The sequence below is a fragment of the Streptomyces sp. HM190 genome, assembly GCF_009857135.1.
Taxonomy (GTDB): domain Bacteria; phylum Actinomycetota; class Actinomycetes; order Streptomycetales; family Streptomycetaceae; genus Streptomyces; species Streptomyces heilongjiangensis.
This window is the reverse complement of the sequence record NZ_CP047318.1, coordinates 4,919,521-4,935,686: the sequence shown is the minus strand read 5'-3', so window position 1 is coordinate 4,935,686 and position 16,166 is coordinate 4,919,521. Positions and strand designations below refer to the sequence as shown.

The following is a 16,166-nucleotide window of genomic DNA, read 5'->3' as shown; positions in this document are numbered from 1 at the left end:
CGTGTTGGTCCGGCGTTCGCCGGGTCCGCCCCGGGGCGCTCCCGGCTACGTGTCGAGGCGGGCGAACCGCCGGGCCGCCAGGGGGAAGAAGACGGCGGTCAGGGCCAGGGGCCAGGCCACCGCGAGGAGGGCGGCGTGGTCGGCGGCCCAGGACGCGGAGGTGGCGCCGGCGTCGCCGCACAGGTCCCGGACGGCCGTGGCCGTCGCCGAGAGCGGGTTCCACTCGACGACGGCGCCCAGCCACGCCGGCATGGACTGCGGGGTGGCGAAGGCGTTGGACAGGAAGCCGACGGGCCACACCAGGATCTGCACGGCCTGCACCATCTCCGGCTTCCCCGCGACCATCGCGAGGTGGATGCCGACCCACAGCATGGCGAAGCGGAGGAGCAGCAGCAGGCCGACCGCCGCGAGGAGGGCCCCGGGCCCGCCGTGCGCGCGCCAGCCGAGGGCGTACCCGGCGCCGAGCATCACCGCGAGGTTCAGCGCCGACTGGAGCATGTCGGCGCTCGCGCGGCCCACCAGGACGGCGCCGCTCGCCATCGGCAGGGACCGGAAGCGGTCGATGACGCCCTTGTCGAGGTCCCGGGTGACGGCGATCATGGTCCCTTCGAGCCCGAACGCCATGGTCAGCGCGAGCATGCCGGGCACCAGGTAGGACAGGTAGTCGCCCTCGACGCCGCGGCCGCCGCCCAAGAGGTAGCCGAACATCAGCAGCATCATGACGGGGAAGACCAGGGCGACCAGGACCTGGACCGGCTGCCGCGCCCAGTGGGCGAGTTCACGGCGGGTCATGGTCCAGGAATCGACGAGCGCGTACGAGGTCATGCGGCCTCCTCCATCCGGTGGTGCCCGGCCCGGTCGTCGCCGGTGAGGTGCAGGAACACCTCGTCCAGCGTCGGGCGGCGCAGGGCGATGTCCTCGGCCTCGATCCCGGCGTCCTCCAGGGCCCGTACGACACCGGCCAGGGCGGCCATGCGGTCGGTGACGGGGGCGCTGAGGCGGCGGCGGTCGGCGTCCACCGCGACGTCGCCCCTGGGCACCGGCAGCAGGGCCGCCGCGGCGCCGAGCTGCCGGGCGTCGCGCAGGACGACGTCGACGCGGTCGCCGCCGGTCAGGCGTTTCAGTTCGTCGGGGGTGCCGTCGGCGACGACGCGGCCGCCGTCGACGACCGCGACGCGGTCGGCGAGCCGGTCGGCCTCTTCCAGGTACTGGGTGGTGAGCAGGACCGTCGTGCCGCCGCCGACGAGGGAGCGGACGGACGTCCACACCTCGGCCCGGCCGCGCGGGTCGAGACCGGTGGTCGGTTCGTCGAGGAAGAGCACCTCCGGCCGGGTGATCAGGGACGTGGCGAGGTCGAGGCGGCGCCGCATGCCGCCGCTGTACCGCTGCACGGGCTTGCGCCCGGTGTCGGTGAGGCCGAAGCGCTCCAGGAGTTCGTCGGCGCGCACGCGCGCGTGACGGGCGCCCAGATGGTGGAGGCGGCCGAACATCTCCAGGTTCTGCCGGCCGTCGAGTTCCTCGTCGAGTGCCGCGTGCTGGCCGAGCAGGCCGATGCGCAGCCGCACCTCACGCGCGTGTGCCACCACGTCGTGCCCGGCCACCCGGATACGGCCCGCGTCGGGGCGCAGCAGGGTGGACAGGATCCGGACCAGGGTGGTCTTGCCCGCGCCGTTGGGCCCGAGCACGCCCTGCACCGTGCCGGACGCGACCGTGAGGTCGAGCCCGTCCAGCGCCTTCTTGTCGCCGTACTTCTTCTGCGCGCCCTCGACGGTGATCGCCGTGTCGGCCACTGTCCCCACTCCCTCACTAGTCAAGTTTGACTACACGATCACGGTACGGCAGTGCGATGCATTGGTCAAACTTGATTAGCGGTCGTCCTCGGGATGCCGCCGTCCCGTCGCGTACGGGTTCTCCTGGCCCTCGGTCAGCACACCGACGAACGGTTCACCCTCACCGGCGAAGGTGTAGGCGCCGCCGCGGATCCGCTCGATGAGGCCCTGGGTCCACTCGGCGCCGGTGTCGGCGGAGTGGACCCAGAAGTTCATGATCTCGCCGATGTGGCCGAGCTGCGCGGGACCGTCCTCGGGGGTGTAGTGGTCGGTGACGGCGGCGCGCCACTGCCGGATCGTGCGCACCCGCTGCCGGAGGAGGTCGAGGACCTCCTCGCGGTCGAGGTCGACCATGAAGCCGAGCGCCGCGGAGAGCACGTCCGGCTTCTGGTCGTGGGCGACGAGGGACTCCCGCAGCAGGCTCAGGTACGCGGCGGTGCCCTTCTCCGTGATCTCGTACTCGGTGCGCGGCGGGCCGCCGGCGGTGGAGGGGGCGATCTCGTGCGCGTGCAGCAGTCCCTGTTTCGCCATCTGCTTCAGGGCGTGGTAGATCGAGCCGGGCTTGGCGTTGGACCACTCGTGCGCGCCCCAGTACTCCAGGTCGTTGCGCACCTGGTAGCCGTGGGCCCGCCCGTGCTGGCGCACCGCGCCCAGCACGAGAAGACGGATCGCTGACATGGGGCCCAGCGTAGGACCCCGCCGGATCAGCCCCGGCTGCCGCCCTGTTCCCTCGCCACCAGCTCGAAGGCGGTCGCGCCGTCCAGCGACTCCCGGATGATGTCGGCGTGCCCGGCGTGCCGGGCCGTCTCGCGGATCAGGTGAAGGCACAGCCAGCGCATCGAGAGCGTCTCGTCCTGCGGGTGCCAGGGCGCCGCCGGCAGTTCGAAGGTGTCGTCGAGGCTCGGCACCGCGCGGATGAACGCCTCCGTCGCGGCGGCGACCTCCTCGTAGTACGCGAGCTGCTGCTCCACCGTCTCGTCGCCGACGAGGGTGAAGCACTCGTGCCAGTTCGACTCGTCCCGCCGCACCGCCGCGGGTTCGCCCTTGGCGCGGGCGATCCAGCCCTGCTCGACCTCGGCGACGTGTTTGACCAGCCCGGCCAGGGAGAGTGCGCTGACGCTCGGCCGGCTGGTGGCCTGCTCCTCGGTCAGGCCGAGCAGCGCGCGCCGCAGACCGCCGCGCTGCTCCGCCAGGAAGGCGAGCAGCGCCCCCCGCTCGTCGCCCTTCGCCTCTGCCTGCACGTGCGTGACCATGACCGTCCGCCTTCCGTCGGGTCCGGGCTCCGGTGAGCCCCTCTGACCCCTCCGAAGCTACGGACCCTTGCGGACAGATACGGTCCGCAAGGGCGCGGGGCGGGGGAAACCCGGTGGACGATCAGCCGGACGGCGTCAGAACGGGAAGCGGCTGCGGCCGTGCTGGATCGAGATCCACTTCTGGGTGGTGAACGCCTCCACCGTGGTCTCGCCGCCGAGGCGCCCGAGGCCGGAGTGCTTCTCGCCGCCGAACGGGACGATCGGCTCGTCGTGGACGGTGCCGTCGTTGACGTGGAACATCCCGGTGTCGATCCGCCGGGCGAAGCGCACGCCCCGCTCGACGTCCGCGGTGTGGACGGCGCCGCTGAGGCCGTACGGGGTGTCGTTGACGAGGCGGACGGCCTCCTCCTCCCCGTCGAAGGGGATGAGGAAGGCGATGGGACCGAAGATCTCCTGCTGGAGGAGGGGAGAGCCGGCCGGGAGGCCGGTGAGGACGCTCGGCTCGACCAGGTTGTCGGTGGTGGCGCCGCGCAGCAGCGCCGTGGCGCCCTGGGCGATGGCCTGGTCGACGACGGACCTGAGGGAGTCTGCCTGCGACGAGTTGATGACCGGGCCGATGACCGTCCCCGGGTCGCGCGGGTCGCCGGTCTTCAGCGCCTTCACCTTCGCCACGAACTTCTCGGTGAACTCGGCCTGCACCGAGCGGTCCACCAGGACGCGGTTCGCGGCCATGCAGACCTGACCCTGGTGGACGTACCGCGAGAAGACCGCCGCGTCGACCGCGTAGTCGATGTCCGCGTCGTCCAGCACCACCAGCGCGCTGTTGCCGCCCAGTTCGAGGACCACCCGCTTGAAGTGCGAGGCGGCGACGGTGGCGACGTGGCGGCCGACCTTGTCGGAGCCGGTGAAGGAGATGACCTTGGGGATCGGGTGCTCGATGAAAGCGTCGCCGATCTCGGCGATGTCGGTGACGACGACGTTCAGCAGACCGGCCGGCAGGCCCGCCTCCTCGAAGATCCTCGCGACCAGGGTGCCGCCGGTGACGGGGGTGTCCTGGTGCGGCTTCAGCACGACACCGTTGCCGAGGGCGAGGGCCGGGGCGACCGACTTGAGGGAGAGCAGGAACGGGAAGTTGAAGGGGCTGATCACCCCCACCACACCGACCGGCACGCGGTAGAGGCGGTTCTCCTTGCCCTCGACCGGCGAGGGGATGATCCGCCCCTCCGGGCGCAGCGCGAGCTGGATCGACTCGCGCAGGAACTCCTTGGCGAGGTGCAGTTCGAAGCCGGCCTTGAGGCGCGTACCGCCCAGCTCGGCGGTGATCACCTCGGCGATCTCCTGCTCGCGGTCCTCGACGACCCGCAGCGCCTTCTCGAACACGGCGCGACGGGCGTGGGCGGTGACCTCGGCCCAGGCCCGCTGGGCGTCCCGCGCGGCCCGGAACGCCTCGTCCACCTCGTCGACCGTGGCGATCGTGATCGACGCGAGCTTCTCGCCGTCATAGGGGTTGAAGTCGATGATGTCCCAGGAGCCGGTACCCGGGCGCCATTCACCGCCGATGTACTGCTGCGCCAGATCGGTGAAGTAGGACGACATGTGGACCCTCAATCCCTCGCGGCCGGGGCGGACACCCGTACGCACACGACAGTGCATGACGATGTGATCACGCGTCATCGTACGTCTGCGCCACGCGAGTTGAGAGGCAATGGCGCAGACTCACGGGGTACTCACCGGGGAATCACAGAGGGCCCGCCGGTCTCAGGACAGCTGGAGCAGTCCCCGCAGCAGGTCGCGGCTCTCGGCCGGGGAAGGGCTGTCGTTCTGGAGCTGTTTCATCGCCCGCTCGTACTGGGCGACGTCCTCGCGCTTGTCCAGGTACAGGGCGCTGGTGAGCTGTTCGAGGTAGACGACGTCCGAGAGGTCGGACTCGGGGAAGCTGAGCACCGTGAAGGCGCCGCTCTCGCCGGAGTGCCCGCCGAAGCCGAACGGCATCACCTGGAGGCAGACGTTCGGGCGCTCGGAGATCTCGATGAGGTGCTGGAGCTGACCGCGCATCACCTCGCGGTCTCCGTACGGGCGGCGCAGGGCGGCCTCGTCGAGAACGCAGTGGAACTCGGGGGCCCGCTCGGACACCAGGTACTTCTGGCGCTCCATGCGGACGGCGACCCGCTTGTCGATCTCGGCGTCGCTCGCGTCCTTCATGCCGCGGGCGACGACCGCGTGGGCGTACGCCTCGGTCTGCAACAGGCCGTGGACGAACTGCACTTCGTAGGAGCGGATGAGGTGGGCGGCGGACTCGAGTCCGACGTAGGTGGGGAACCAGCTGGGCAGGACGTCGGAGTAGCTGTGCCACCAGCCGGCGACGTTCGCCTCCTTGGCGAGGGAGAGCAGGGAGGTGCGCTCCGCCTCGTCGGTGACGCCGTAGAGCGTCAACAGGTCCTCCACGTCACGGGTCTTGAAGCTCACCCGGCCGAGCTCCATCCGACTTATCTTCGACTCGGAGGCGCGGATCGAGTACCCGGCCTTCTCCCGGGTGATCCCCTGTGCCTCGCGCAGCCGCCTGAGGTGCGAGCCCAGCAGCATCCGCCTCACCACCGACCCGCTCGATTCACCGGCGCCCACGTTCGTCCAGCCTCCCCAACTTCTTCAAGGGCCGCAGTCTGCCACTAAACCACTCCGATCCGCACTCGTCCGGTTACAGAAATGGAAAGTCTTCAACACCCGGGACGGGTGGGGCGACGAAGGACGAGGGGCACCAGGAACTCGACGGACGGGCGAAGGTGACGTGGAGAGTCGGTGGAGGTCGCCGAGAACCAGCGGTGAGCCGTCGGCCGACACCCCGTTTCCGGTAACAGGGTGACAGAAGAAATGTCCAGGAACCGGTACCGCAGGGCCCATTCCGGGCGCGTGCACGTGCATCTGCCCTTGCATCTGCTGTACGCATCCGAAACCATGGTCCCGCGCCACCGCTGCATCGCCACGACCGCGAACACTCGGGAGTGCCTCGCATGGGGACGAATGGATCGACCATGCTCGAACCCTTACGGCAGGGACTTCCGCCCCTCGATCCCGCGACCGTGTCCAACGCCGCGTCCTGCGCGCTCCCGCCGCGCTACGAAGCGGTGCGCGAGGCACGGCAGTTCACCCGGGTCACACTCGACCAGTGGCACATGGGCGAACGGTTCGACGACATCTGTCTCGTGGTCTCGGAACTCGTCACCAACGCACTGCGGCACGGCCTGCCCTCGCTCAACGGGCACTCCCCCGCCCAGGACCCTCCCGTACGGCTGCATCTGATGCGCTGGACCGAGCGGCTGGTGTGCGCGGTGCGCGACCCCAGCCACGACAGCCCCGTGGCGCGGGACTCGGACGACTTCTCGGCGGAGTCGGGGCGCGGGCTGTTCCTGGTCGACTCCTTCGCGGACAGCTGGGGCTGGCATCCGCTGGCCGGCACGCTCAGCGGCAAGGTGGTGTGGGCGCTGTTCCGCATACCGCCCGCGAGCGGCGGCACCTCGGACCACTGAGCACCGCGGCGCGCTTCCGCGCCGCGGTGCTACGCGTGTCACACCACCGGCCCGCCGCCCCCGAGCAGGCGTCAGTGGATCAGGTGGTCGAACTCCCCGTCCTTCACCCCCAGGAGCATCGCCTCGATCTCGGCGCGGGTGTAGACGAGCGCGGGCCCGTCCGGGAACCGGGAGTTCCGCACCGCCACGTCCCCGCCGGGCAGCCGCGCGAACTCCACGCAGTTCCCCTGCGAGTTGCTGTGCCGGCTCTTCTGCCAGGCCACCGCGTGGAGCTCGGTCAGCTCCGTCGCGGCCATGCCGTTGTACACGTCATCCACGCCGTACACGTCGTGGTCCACAGGTCGCTCCCCGGGGTGGTGCAGTGGTGCGCTCGATGCGCCTTGGCACTGGTGTGGCCAGAGTTGCAATAGTCAACTGCCCCGGATCATAGCTTCGTTCACGTGCCGCTGCATGAGCGGATGCATCTGCTTATGCACGGTCAGATGCACGTGCACGAGGGGTGGTGCCGCGGTTACAGCACCGGGGGCACTTGAGAGACGCGCCCTGGGGCGTTCCTGTTCCCTGGCGCACGTCACGTCTTCACTTCTCCGTACGTGGCGCGCACCCCGGCGGTTCACGGAGCCCGGCCGACGGCGGGATTCCGGATCGCACAGATTGGCGGAAAAGGAGCGGCCCCCGGCGAGGTGGTGGGTCCTCGCCGGGGGCCGGGTGGGGGGGTGGTCGGTCAGCGGGGCGCGCTCACCGTGCGGAGTACGGCAGGAGCGCCATCTCCCGGGCGTTCTTGATCGCGCGGGCCAGCTGCCGCTGCTGCTGGGCGGTGACCCGGGTGACCCGGCGACTGCGGATCTTGCCGCGGTCGGAGATGAACCGGCGCAGCAGGTCGGTGTCCTTGTAGTCGATGTACGTGATCCCGGCCTGGTCCAGAGGATTGGGGCGGGACTTGGCGGGCTTCCGCTCGGGCTTGCGGGCCATGGGTCAGACCTCCAGGAAGGTGTCGAAGGGGCGGGGCAGCCGTTCCCAGGACTCGCGCCCGGCGGCGTACTCGGCGTCGGTGAGCAGGCAGGACTCCAGCAGCCGTTCGAGGCCGTCGCGGTCCAGGCCCGGCGAGGTGAAGACCAGGTGCTGGCAGCGGTCGCCGTGCTCCGGGTGCCAGTCGAGCGCGGCGGCCGCCCGGCGGACCGGGGGGACCATGTCCCAGGCCGCGTCCGGCAGCGAGGCGAGCCAGGGACCGGCCGACTCCACGCACAGGGCGCCGCCGGCGGCGTCCCAGTGCAGCAGGGTGTCCGGGCGTTCGGCCAGCCAGAACCTGCCTCGGCTGCGGGCGGCCGCGCAGCACAGGTCCTCCAGGGCCGCGTACAGGCGCTCCGGGTGGAAGGGGCGGTGGCGGCGCCAGACGAAGGTGGTGACGCCGTGCTCGTCGGCGTCGGTGGGGAGCAGGGCGCAGGCGGGATGCTGGGCCGCGGCGGCGGCCTCGACGTCGAACCCGGCGAGCGCTGCCGCGACCAGGGAACCGGGGGGCGCCACGGGGGTGGTGGCGCGTTGCGGGGTGCGGGTGCGTGGTGACTGGTCGCGCAGTTCCCCGCGCCCCTCAGGAACCGAGGGCGCCCCCTGGCCCCGAAGGGGCACCCGCACCGCCGTCGGGTGGAGTTGGGCCAGCAGGGCCCGGTCCTCGTCGTCCGCCTCCTCGGAGTCGAGCACGGCGAGGACGGGGGCGTACTCCAGCTGGCGGGCGAAGGTGTCGGCGACGGTGCGTTCGTCGGTCGGGGCCGCGGCCAGGCCGGCCTCGGCGAGGTCGTCGCCGTTGCCGAGGCAGGGCAGCAGGAGGGCGGGGTCCACCGCCGTGATCACCGAGGTCAGCGGCAGTCCGCTCGCCGCGACGACCTCCGCCATGGCCTTGGGTTCGACCGAGTCCCAGAGCTCGACCACCGCGAGGCGGGTGAGGCCCGCCGCGGCGAGGCGCTCCAGTTCGGGGACGAGGTCCTCGCGCAGGGCGCAGCAGGCGCAGTCGTTGACGAGGGGGGCCTCGCCGGTGGAGACGACGCCCGCAGCGTCCCGGATCGTCCGCAGGACCGTGCCGTCGACGGCTGTGGACAGGTCGTGGTGCAGCGCGACGCTGCCCGGGACCCCGGCGAGCAGCGCCTCGACGGCGGCCCGCCGGGCATCGGCGTGGAGCCCGCCGACGATCGCGACAGACAGCTGGGTCACGTCGGTCAGCCCCGCTTCTTCCCGTACCGCTTCTCGAACTTCTCCACGCGGCCCGCCGTGTCCAGCACGCGCGCGGTGCCCGTGTAGAAGGGGTGGCTGACGTTCGAGATCTCGACGTCGACCACCGGGTACGTGTGGCCGTCCTCCCACTCGATCGTCTTCTCGCTCGTCATCGTGGAGCGGGTGAGGAAGGTGTGGTTCGCGGCACGGTCCCGGAAGACGACGGGCCCGTACGAGGGGTGGATGTCCTTCTTCATCGCGGTCAGCGCTCCTCTCGGAAGTCGACGTGACGGCCCGCCATCGGGTCGTACTTGCGCAGGGTCAGCCGGTCCGGGTCGTTCCGGCGGTTCTTGCGGGTGACGTACGTGTAGCCCGTGCCGGCCGTGGACCGGAGCTTGACGACCGGGCGGAGTTCGTTGCGTGCCATGCTGGTATCTTACTGAAAATGAATTCCATTTACATCACTGAGCAGAGAGAGGTGCGTCACCCTTGTCCGCCCACTGCATGCTGACCGGCGCCCAGCCCGGCTTCGGCAACCGCATCTCGCACTCCCACCGGCGCACGTCCCGCCGCTTCGACCCGAACATCCAGTCCAAGCGGTACTGGCTGCCGAGCGAGAACCGGTACGTGCGGCTCCGGCTGAGCGCGAAGGGGATCAAGACCGTGGACGTCATCGGCGTCGAGGCGGCCGTCGCACGGATCCGCGCCCGGGGGGTGCGGGTCTGATGGCGAAGAAGAGCAAGATCGCGAAGAACGACAAGCGGCGGGAGACCGTCGCCCGGTGCGCGGCGCGGCGCGCGGAGCTGAAGGAGATCATCCGGCGCCCGTCCTCCACGGACGACGAGCGGCTCGCGGCGCGGCGGGAGCTGGCCCGGCAGCCGCGCGACGCGAGCGCGACGCGCGTCCGCAACCGGGACGCCGTGGACGGCAGGCCGCGCGGCTACTTCCGGGCGTTCGGCCTGTCCCGGGTCGGCCTGCGGGAGCAGGCGCACGCCGGGTATCTGCCGGGGGTGCGCAAGTCGTCCTGGTGAGAGCGGGCGCGGGGCCGGTCGGGCGGGGCGTGTGCCGGGTGGGCTTCATCAACGGTTCGCCGGTTTCTCGCAGTTCCCGGCGAACCGGCGCCGGAGGGCTCCTGGTAGCTTGCCGCTGTCGCCGCGGCGACCGGATCCGGCCCTACCTCGGGGAGACCTCAGTGACTACGGCGATGACGGCAAGGACCGCGGCGAGGGGGACCTCGGCCCGCCGGCGCGTGCGAGCCGGTGCCGCGGCCGCCGGGCTGGCGGCGGCGCTCGTGCTGACCGGGTGCAGCGGCGACGACGGCGACGCGGCGAAGGAGCCGAAGGCCACGCCCTCCGCGACGGACAAGGCCGACGGCGGCACCGACTCCGGCGGCTCCACCGGCGGCGACGCGAAGCTCCAGGGCAACTGGCTCGCCACGACGGACGGCAAGCCGGTCGCCCTGTTCGTGAACGGCGAGGAGGCCGCGCTGTTCGTCGTGGGCGGCACGGTGTGCAGCGGCAAGGTGTCCGACGAGGCGGACATGCGGATGATCGAGCTGAAGTGCACCGACGGCACCAAGGACCGCACCTCGGGCATGGTCGACTCGGTGGACTCCACGTCCCTCACGGTCACCTGGGACGGCAAGGTCGGCGAGGAGACCTTCCAGAAGACCGAGGGCGCGCTCCCCTCGGGCCTCCCGACGGATCTGCCCACGGCGGCGTCGGGTTCCTAGCCCGGCACGGGCGAACCACGGCGGCAGCCCGGTGCGGGGGGGGGCCACCGCGCTGCGGAGCCGGGGCCGGGGCGTCCGATCATGGGGCGGGCCGTGGAACCACCGGGTTCCGCGGCCCGTTCGTACCTTCACACCAGCACCGGCTGCTTCAGCCACGAACTCTCGGGACATCCATGCGTACCGCTCCGACCGCCATCGCCGCCGCGCTCCTCGCGGCTCTCACCCTGACCGCCTGCGGCGGGAACGACGGGGGTGACTCCGGCGACGGGGGCAAGACCGCCGCCTCCCCCTCCGGCGACGGCAAGGGCTCGGGTTCCGCGTGCGCCACCGCAGGGACCGCGTTCGCGGTGGGGCCGAGCAGTGCCGCGCCTGCCGCCGGCGACGAGGGCGCCGTGCCGGTCACCGTCACCAACAAGAGCGGTGCCCCCTGCACCGTGACGGGCCTCGCCCGCGTCGAACTGCTCGCCGGCGGGAAGTCCTGGCCGCTCGCGGCGCAGGAGGGCGCGGCGAAGGACGGCGAACTGACCCTCGCGGAGGGCCAGTCGGTGACCTTCACCATCGCCTACGTGCGCGGGATCGCCGGGGACGCGCAGCAGAGCGCCGACGTGCAGAAGCTGAGCTTCAGCCTGCCGGGCGAGAAGAAGGCCCACACCTACGACTGGCCGGACGCCGAGGTCGCCCTCCAGTCCGGCGACACGCTGGAGGCGACGGTGGGCCCGTTCACGCCGGTGGGCGACTGAGCGGCGCCCCATGGGGTGACCGGCGGCGGCCGTCCGGCACCGGCGGGGCGGCCCGGCGCGCTCAGGACGGCAACCGGGGCCGGGCCCTGACCTGGGCGCGGTCGGCCGCCTCCGCGCCCTGTTGCCACCCGGCGGCGTCGCTGACGCCCCGGACGCGGGTGGTGACGGTGTCCGGGAACATCCGGGCGAACCGGTCGCGGACGGCGACGCCGCGTGCGGCGAGCACGGGCAGCAGGTCCGGTTCCGGGGTGCCACCGCCCTCGGTCCGCTCGGTCCGCTCGACCTCGGCCTCGGCGGCGGCCGCCAGCCGGTCGCCTATCCGGTGGGCGTAGGCGGCCAGGAACGACTGCCGGAAGGTCTTGGTGCGTTTGCGGCCGCCCTTGCGCTGGGCCGCCTCCGCCTTCGTCATCGCGGTGGTGGCCTGGACGAGGAGCGAGGTGTAGAGCAGTTCGACCGACTCCAGGTCCGTCTCGAACCCGACGACCGTGGAGAAGCCGAGGGCCTCGTTCCACACGGCCTCGCAGCGGTTCGCGCGGGCGACGGCGTCGAGCAGCACCGCCTTCGCCGTCTCGTACGGCGCGTCCACACCGATCCGGCAGGCGCCGGGCGCGTCCTTCGCGTGCGTACGGGCCGCCAGCAGCGCCTCGTCGATGCTGTGCCGGGCCATCAGCTGCTGCGCCTTCGCGCTGAGCGCCTCCGCCTCCTCGGGGAAGTCGGTGGCCTCCGCCTTGGCGAGGAGGGCGCGGATCCGGGTGAGCATCCGGGACTCCGGGTGCGAGGACGGGTGCGCGCCGGTGTCCATAAGGCGGTCCAGGGGTTCCAGGGTGGGCAGACGCAGGAGCAGCCGGTACAGCTCCAGCGCGGTGGTGGCCCGGGAGAAGCGGTCGCCGCGGGGCCCGCTCTCGGCCGCGGGCCGGCCTTCGGCTAGGGCCCGCGCCTCGTCCAGCTGGGCGCCCCAGCGGGGGCTCGGTGGCTGCCGTCGTCCACCGCCGGGTGGCCGTCCGCTCCCGAGGTCGCCCTCCCGCCCCTCCTCGTGCTCGTCGACGACGAGGCGCGCGACCAGGCGTACGTGGGCGTCGTCCAGCTCGCGCCGGACCAGGCGTACGACGTCGGCGGGCTGCCAGCCGCGTCGCCAGGCGCCGGCGACGAACTCCCGGCCCCGCCGGGCGACCTCCGCGTCGGTCGTGGGGTCGGCGGCGAGGAGGGAGGCGCCGGTGTCGAGGGCGGCGTCGGTGTCGGCGTAGAGGGCCGCCTCGAAGGCGCGGTCCACCGTGCTGGTCGTACTCACGTGTTCGATCGTGTCATGGCGTGGGCGGGGCGCGGCCGGGCGCGGGCGGGGCGTGTGCCGGGCGGAGGTAGGGCCGGCCCTACCTCGGGACGCCCACCAGTGGTCGTGTGCGGGCGGACCGCGGACGGTTCGCTGGGAGTCATGACCAGGACAGAGGAAACGGGCACGTCGGCAAAGCGGCGGCGGGGACAGCCGGGGTGGACGCGCCCGCCGCGGACGTACGGGCCGTCGTCGGTGACCGGGCGCGGGTGCTGACCGGGGACGACCGGCGGCGGGTCGACCCGTCGTACGAGCGGGACGCGGAGGCGCTGGTCGCCGTCAACGCGCTGCTGCGCGGGGATCGCGCTCGCCGGGACGCTGCTCATGGCCACGTCGGCACGCGGGGCGGAGCTGCGGTCGCTGCGGCTCGCGGGGGCCACGCGGGGGCAGGTCCGGGTGGTGGTCGCGGGCGAGGCGCTGGTCGCGACGGCAGTGGGGGCCGCGCTCGGGGCGGCGGTCTCCGCGGTCTATCTGGCGGGCCTGGCGGGGGCGCTGGGACTGCTGGGGGCACCGGTGGGCATCTGGCCGGGCGCCGTCTAGGCCGACGGGGAGCGGACGCCGGAAGAGAGCGAGGAGCGGGCGGTGGAAAGGAGCGGGGAACGGACGCCGGAAGAGAGCGAGGAACGGGCGGTGGAAGAGAGCGAGGAACGGACGCCGGAAGAGAGCGGGGAACGGGCGGTGGAAGGGAGCGGGGAACGGACGCCGGAAGAGAGCGGGGAACGGGCGGTGGAAGGGAGCGGGGAGCGGGCGGTGGAGAGGGGTGGCCGGGAGCCGACCCCACCAGGTGTCAACTTCGGGTTGACACCCCCTGGCTGTCAACTTACGGTTGACACATGACGACGAACCCGCGAGTCACGGCCTCCGTGCGTCTCGACGACCTCATCGAGGCCATCAAGAAGATCCACCCGGAACCGCTCGACCAGCTCCAGGACGCGGTGATCGCCGCGGACCACCTCGGTGACGTGGCCGACCACCTGATCGGCCACTTCGTGGACCAGGCACGGCGCTCCGGCGCGTCCTGGACGGAGATCGGCAAGAGCATGGGGGTGACCCGGCAGGCGGCGCAGAAGCGGTTCGTGCCGAAGGCCGAGGCCGACCTCGACCCCCAGCAGGGCTTCGCCCGCTACACCCCGCGGGCCCGCAACGCGGTCATGGTCGCGCACGGCGAGGCCAAGTCCGCCGGGAACCCCGAGGGCCTGCCCGCCCACCTCGTCCTCGGCCTCCTCGCCGAGCCGGAGGGGCTCGCGGCCAAGGCGATCGCCGCGCAGGGGGTCTCGCCGGAGGCGGTGCGGGAGGCGGCGACGGCCGTGTTGCCGCCGGCCGTGGACGAGGTGCCCGAGCTGATCCCGTACGGCTCCGACGCCAAGAAGGTCCTCGAACTCACCTTCCGCGAGGCGCTGCGGCTGGGGCACAACTACGTCGGGACCGAGCACATCCTGCTCGCGCTCCTGGAGTTCGAGAACGGGAAGGGCGTCCTCAGCGGACTGGGGATCACCAAGGCGGCGACGGAGGAGGACGTGGCACGGGCCCTGCGGGCGGTGACGGAGGGGCAGGGTTAAGGGGGCCGTTCTCGGGCGCGGACGGGTGGAGAGCTGGTCACGCCCGCGCGGCGGAGCCGCCTGTGTCACCGCCCGGCGCCCCTGCTTCTCCCGGGCCGCGGGGAACTGCGCGAGCAACCACAGCGCGCCCGCACCCGAGCCTGAAGCCGTGCCTGAGCCTGAACCCGCACCCGCACCCGCACCCGCACGGACTGTCGGCGCGTGCCCCGAGCTGCCGGACGGTCACTGTCAGACCCCCCTGCGACACTCACCCTCATGACCGACCGGTGGGCTCTCGCTCCGACCGAGGACGGCGGCGTCGAGATCGCCCCCCTCGGCCCGGACGGGCTGCCCGCCGCACCCGTGACACGGGAGCCGGACCTCGCGGAGGCGGTGCGGCGGCGGGAGCCGGACGTCGGGCGGTGGGTGTGGCGGGCCACCGCCGAGATCTACCCCCGGCTGCTCGCCGACGGCGTCCGCGTCGAGCGGTGCTACGACATCGAGGACGCCGAGAACCTGCTCCTCGGGCACGAGGGCCGTCTCGGCGAGCCCCGCTCCGCGGCAGCCGCCCTCGCCCGCCTCCGCCGCGCCCCGGTCCCCCCGGACCCGCCCCTCCGCTCGGCGCAACCCGGCGTCCAGCCCTCCCTCTTCGAACCGCGCCCCGTCCACGTCCCCCTCACCGACCTCATCGAGGTCTACGCGGACCAGCAGCGACGGCACGACACCACCGCCCACCCGGACCGGATGCGGCTGCTGACCGCCGCGGAGTCGGCCGGGATGCTCGTCGCCGCCGAGCTGAACCGCGCCGGCATGCCCTGGCGGGCGGACGTCCACCGCCAGGTGCTGCACGAGATGCTCGGCGAGCGGTACGCGGGCGGCGGCGAGCCGCGCAGGCTGGCCGAGCTGGCCGACGAGGTGTCGCAGGCGTTCGGCCGCCGCGTGCGGCCCGATCTGCCGGCCGACGTCGTCAGGGCGTTCGGGCAGGCGGGGCTCCGGATCCGCTCCACCCGGCGCTGGGAGATCGAGTCCCTCGACCACCCCGCCGTGAAGCCGCTCCTGGAGTACAAGCGGCTGTACCGCGTCTGGGTCGCGCACGGCTGGTCCTGGCTCCAGGACTGGGTGCGGGACGGCCGCTTCCGGCCCGAGTTCCTCGCCCACGGCACCGTCACCGGCCGGTGGGTCACCAACGGCGGAGGCGCGCTGCAGATCCCGAAGGTGATCCGCCGTGCCTGTGTCGCCGACCCCGGCTGGCGCCTCGTCGTCGCCGACGCCGACCAGATGGAGCCCCGGGTCCTCGCCGCGATCTCCCGCGATCCGGGGCTGATGGAGATCGCCGGACGCGGCACCGACCTCTACCAGGCCGTCTCCGACCGGGCCTTCTCCGGCGACCGCGACCAGGCCAAGCTGGCCGTCCTCGGCGCCGTGTACGGGCAGACGTCCGGAGACGGCCTCAAGAACCTCGCCGCGCTGCGCCGCCGCTTCCCCAGGGCGGTGCGGTACGTCGACGACGCGGCCCGCGCGGGCGAGGAGGGCCGGCTGGTGCGGACCTGGCTGGGGCGGACGTGCCCGCCGCCGGTCGGGGACTCCGACGCGGCGGGCGAGGAGGCGGGCATCCCCCAGGCCGACGCCGTGCCGGACGGCGGCGGTGATCAGGAGCGGACGACCGAGTGGGTGCCCGGGTACGCCTCCGCCGACTCCCGCGCCCGCGGCCGGTTCACCCGTAACTTCGTCGTCCAGGGCAGCGCCGCCGACTGGACCCTGCTCCTCCTCGCCGCACTGCGCCGTTCCCTCGCCGGGATGGCCGCCGAGCTGGTCTTCTTCCAGCACGACGAGGTGATCGTGCACTGTCCGGCCGAGGAGGCGGACGCGGTGGTGGCCGCCATCCGGGAGGCGTCGGAGCTGTCGGGGCGGCTGACGTTCGGGGAGACGCCGGTGCGGTTCCCGTTCACCACGGCGGTGGTGGAGTGCTACGCCGACGCGAAATAGCCGGGGGCGGGGAGATGCCGTCCTCAGGCACC

The 16,166-nt window shown here is 72.7% G+C and carries 20 protein-coding genes; 8 read left to right on the top strand and 12 right to left on the bottom strand.

Translation table 11 applies throughout. The features are described from left to right. Window positions 1-45: 45 nt before the first annotated feature. The 6 genes from GSY65_RS21030 to GSY65_RS21005 form a co-directional block, all read right to left on the bottom strand. Window positions 46-825, bottom strand: coding sequence for an ABC transporter permease (locus GSY65_RS21030; RefSeq protein WP_159771101.1), 780 nt, complete (start codon window positions 823-825; stop codon window positions 46-48). Further along, window positions 822-1,790, bottom strand: coding sequence for an ATP-binding cassette domain-containing protein (locus GSY65_RS21025; protein WP_201452612.1), 969 nt, complete (start codon window positions 1,788-1,790; stop codon window positions 822-824). The genes GSY65_RS21030 and GSY65_RS21025 overlap by 4 nt, the downstream gene beginning before the upstream one ends. Window positions 1,791-1,865: 75 nt before the next feature. Then, complete coding sequence (locus GSY65_RS21020; RefSeq protein WP_159771098.1) at window positions 1,866-2,507, bottom strand: PadR family transcriptional regulator; 642 nt, start codon at window positions 2,505-2,507, stop codon at window positions 1,866-1,868. A 26-nt stretch (window positions 2,508-2,533) separates the two neighbouring features. Beyond that, window positions 2,534-3,082 (bottom strand): DinB family protein, encoded by a 549-nt coding sequence (locus GSY65_RS21015; RefSeq protein WP_159771095.1) that lies wholly within the window; start codon window positions 3,080-3,082, stop codon window positions 2,534-2,536. 135 nt (window positions 3,083-3,217) lie between these two features. Further along, a complete protein-coding gene (locus tag GSY65_RS21010) occupies window positions 3,218-4,678 on the bottom strand; it encodes an aldehyde dehydrogenase family protein (RefSeq protein WP_159771092.1) in 1,461 nt (486 codons plus the stop codon). A 162-nt stretch (window positions 4,679-4,840) separates the two neighbouring features. Continuing rightward, on the bottom strand, window positions 4,841-5,665 hold the full coding sequence (locus tag GSY65_RS21005) for a helix-turn-helix domain-containing protein (protein WP_159771089.1): 825 nt from the start codon (window positions 5,663-5,665) through the stop codon (window positions 4,841-4,843). Between the two features lie 446 nt (window positions 5,666-6,111). On the opposite strand from GSY65_RS21005, the gene GSY65_RS21000 reads away from it, so the two are divergent. Then, a complete protein-coding gene (locus GSY65_RS21000) occupies window positions 6,112-6,606 on the top strand; it encodes an ATP-binding protein (protein WP_236579948.1) in 495 nt (164 codons plus the stop codon). Window positions 6,607-6,677: 71 nt separating this feature from the next. Here the strand turns inward: GSY65_RS21000 and GSY65_RS20995 are convergent, their stop codons facing one another. The 5 genes from GSY65_RS20995 to rpmG form a co-directional block, all read right to left on the bottom strand. After that, on the bottom strand, window positions 6,678-6,944 hold the full coding sequence (locus tag GSY65_RS20995; RefSeq protein ID WP_055520971.1) for a DUF397 domain-containing protein: 267 nt from the start codon (window positions 6,942-6,944) through the stop codon (window positions 6,678-6,680). A gap of 400 nt (window positions 6,945-7,344) precedes the next feature. Beyond that, window positions 7,345-7,578: a 30S ribosomal protein S18 gene (rpsR, locus tag GSY65_RS20990; protein WP_159771083.1), complete on the bottom strand. Its 234-nt coding sequence runs from the start codon at window positions 7,576-7,578 to the stop codon at window positions 7,345-7,347. A 3-nt stretch (window positions 7,579-7,581) separates the two neighbouring features. After that, complete coding sequence (locus tag GSY65_RS20985) at window positions 7,582-8,811, bottom strand: CobW family GTP-binding protein (protein WP_159771080.1); 1,230 nt, start codon at window positions 8,809-8,811, stop codon at window positions 7,582-7,584. Between the two features lie 5 nt (window positions 8,812-8,816). Continuing rightward, the gene (locus GSY65_RS20980; protein WP_055542189.1) at window positions 8,817-9,068 is read right to left on the bottom strand and encodes a type B 50S ribosomal protein L31; all 252 of its coding nucleotides are present in this window, start codon (window positions 9,066-9,068) and stop codon (window positions 8,817-8,819) included. Window positions 9,069-9,073: 5 nt separating this feature from the next. Continuing rightward, the gene (gene rpmG / locus GSY65_RS20975; protein ID WP_055520975.1) at window positions 9,074-9,238 is read right to left on the bottom strand and encodes a 50S ribosomal protein L33; all 165 of its coding nucleotides are present in this window, start codon (window positions 9,236-9,238) and stop codon (window positions 9,074-9,076) included. A 62-nt stretch (window positions 9,239-9,300) separates the two neighbouring features. On the opposite strand from rpmG, the gene rpmB reads away from it, so the two are divergent. From rpmB to GSY65_RS20955, 4 genes are all read left to right on the top strand, one after another. Then, window positions 9,301-9,537 carry a 50S ribosomal protein L28 gene (gene rpmB / locus GSY65_RS20970; protein WP_123541876.1) on the top strand — a complete coding sequence of 79 codons (237 nt, stop codon included), beginning with the start codon at window positions 9,301-9,303 and terminating at the stop codon, window positions 9,535-9,537. Beyond that, entirely contained in the window at window positions 9,537-9,842 is a 306-nt protein-coding gene (gene rpsN, locus GSY65_RS20965; protein ID WP_159771077.1) for a 30S ribosomal protein S14, read from the top strand. Before rpmB ends, rpsN begins: the two co-directional genes overlap by 1 nt. Window positions 9,843-10,015: 173 nt before the next feature. Further along, a complete protein-coding gene (locus GSY65_RS20960) occupies window positions 10,016-10,543 on the top strand; it encodes a hypothetical protein (protein ID WP_159771074.1) in 528 nt (175 codons plus the stop codon). Between the two features lie 173 nt (window positions 10,544-10,716). Then, a complete protein-coding gene (locus GSY65_RS20955; protein WP_159771071.1) occupies window positions 10,717-11,283 on the top strand; it encodes a DUF4232 domain-containing protein in 567 nt (188 codons plus the stop codon). Between the two features lie 61 nt (window positions 11,284-11,344). Here the strand turns inward: GSY65_RS20955 and GSY65_RS20950 are convergent, their stop codons facing one another. After that, a complete protein-coding gene (locus GSY65_RS20950; protein WP_159771068.1) occupies window positions 11,345-12,571 on the bottom strand; it encodes a DUF2786 domain-containing protein in 1,227 nt (408 codons plus the stop codon). Window positions 12,572-12,910: 339 nt separating this feature from the next. Between GSY65_RS20950 and GSY65_RS20945 the strand changes: the two genes are divergently transcribed. The 3 genes from GSY65_RS20945 (at window position 12,911) to GSY65_RS20935 (ending at window position 16,134) form a co-directional block, all read left to right on the top strand. After that, window positions 12,911-13,150 (top strand): FtsX-like permease family protein, encoded by a 240-nt coding sequence (locus tag GSY65_RS20945; protein WP_443043299.1) that lies wholly within the window; start codon window positions 12,911-12,913, stop codon window positions 13,148-13,150. Window positions 13,151-13,443: 293 nt separating this feature from the next. After that, window positions 13,444-14,169, top strand: coding sequence for a Clp protease N-terminal domain-containing protein (locus GSY65_RS20940; protein ID WP_159771065.1), 726 nt, complete (start codon window positions 13,444-13,446; stop codon window positions 14,167-14,169). Window positions 14,170-14,424: 255 nt separating this feature from the next. After that, on the top strand, window positions 14,425-16,134 hold the full coding sequence (locus GSY65_RS20935; RefSeq protein WP_159771062.1) for a bifunctional 3'-5' exonuclease/DNA polymerase: 1,710 nt from the start codon (window positions 14,425-14,427) through the stop codon (window positions 16,132-16,134). The last annotated feature ends 32 nt before the right edge of the window (window positions 16,135-16,166 follow it).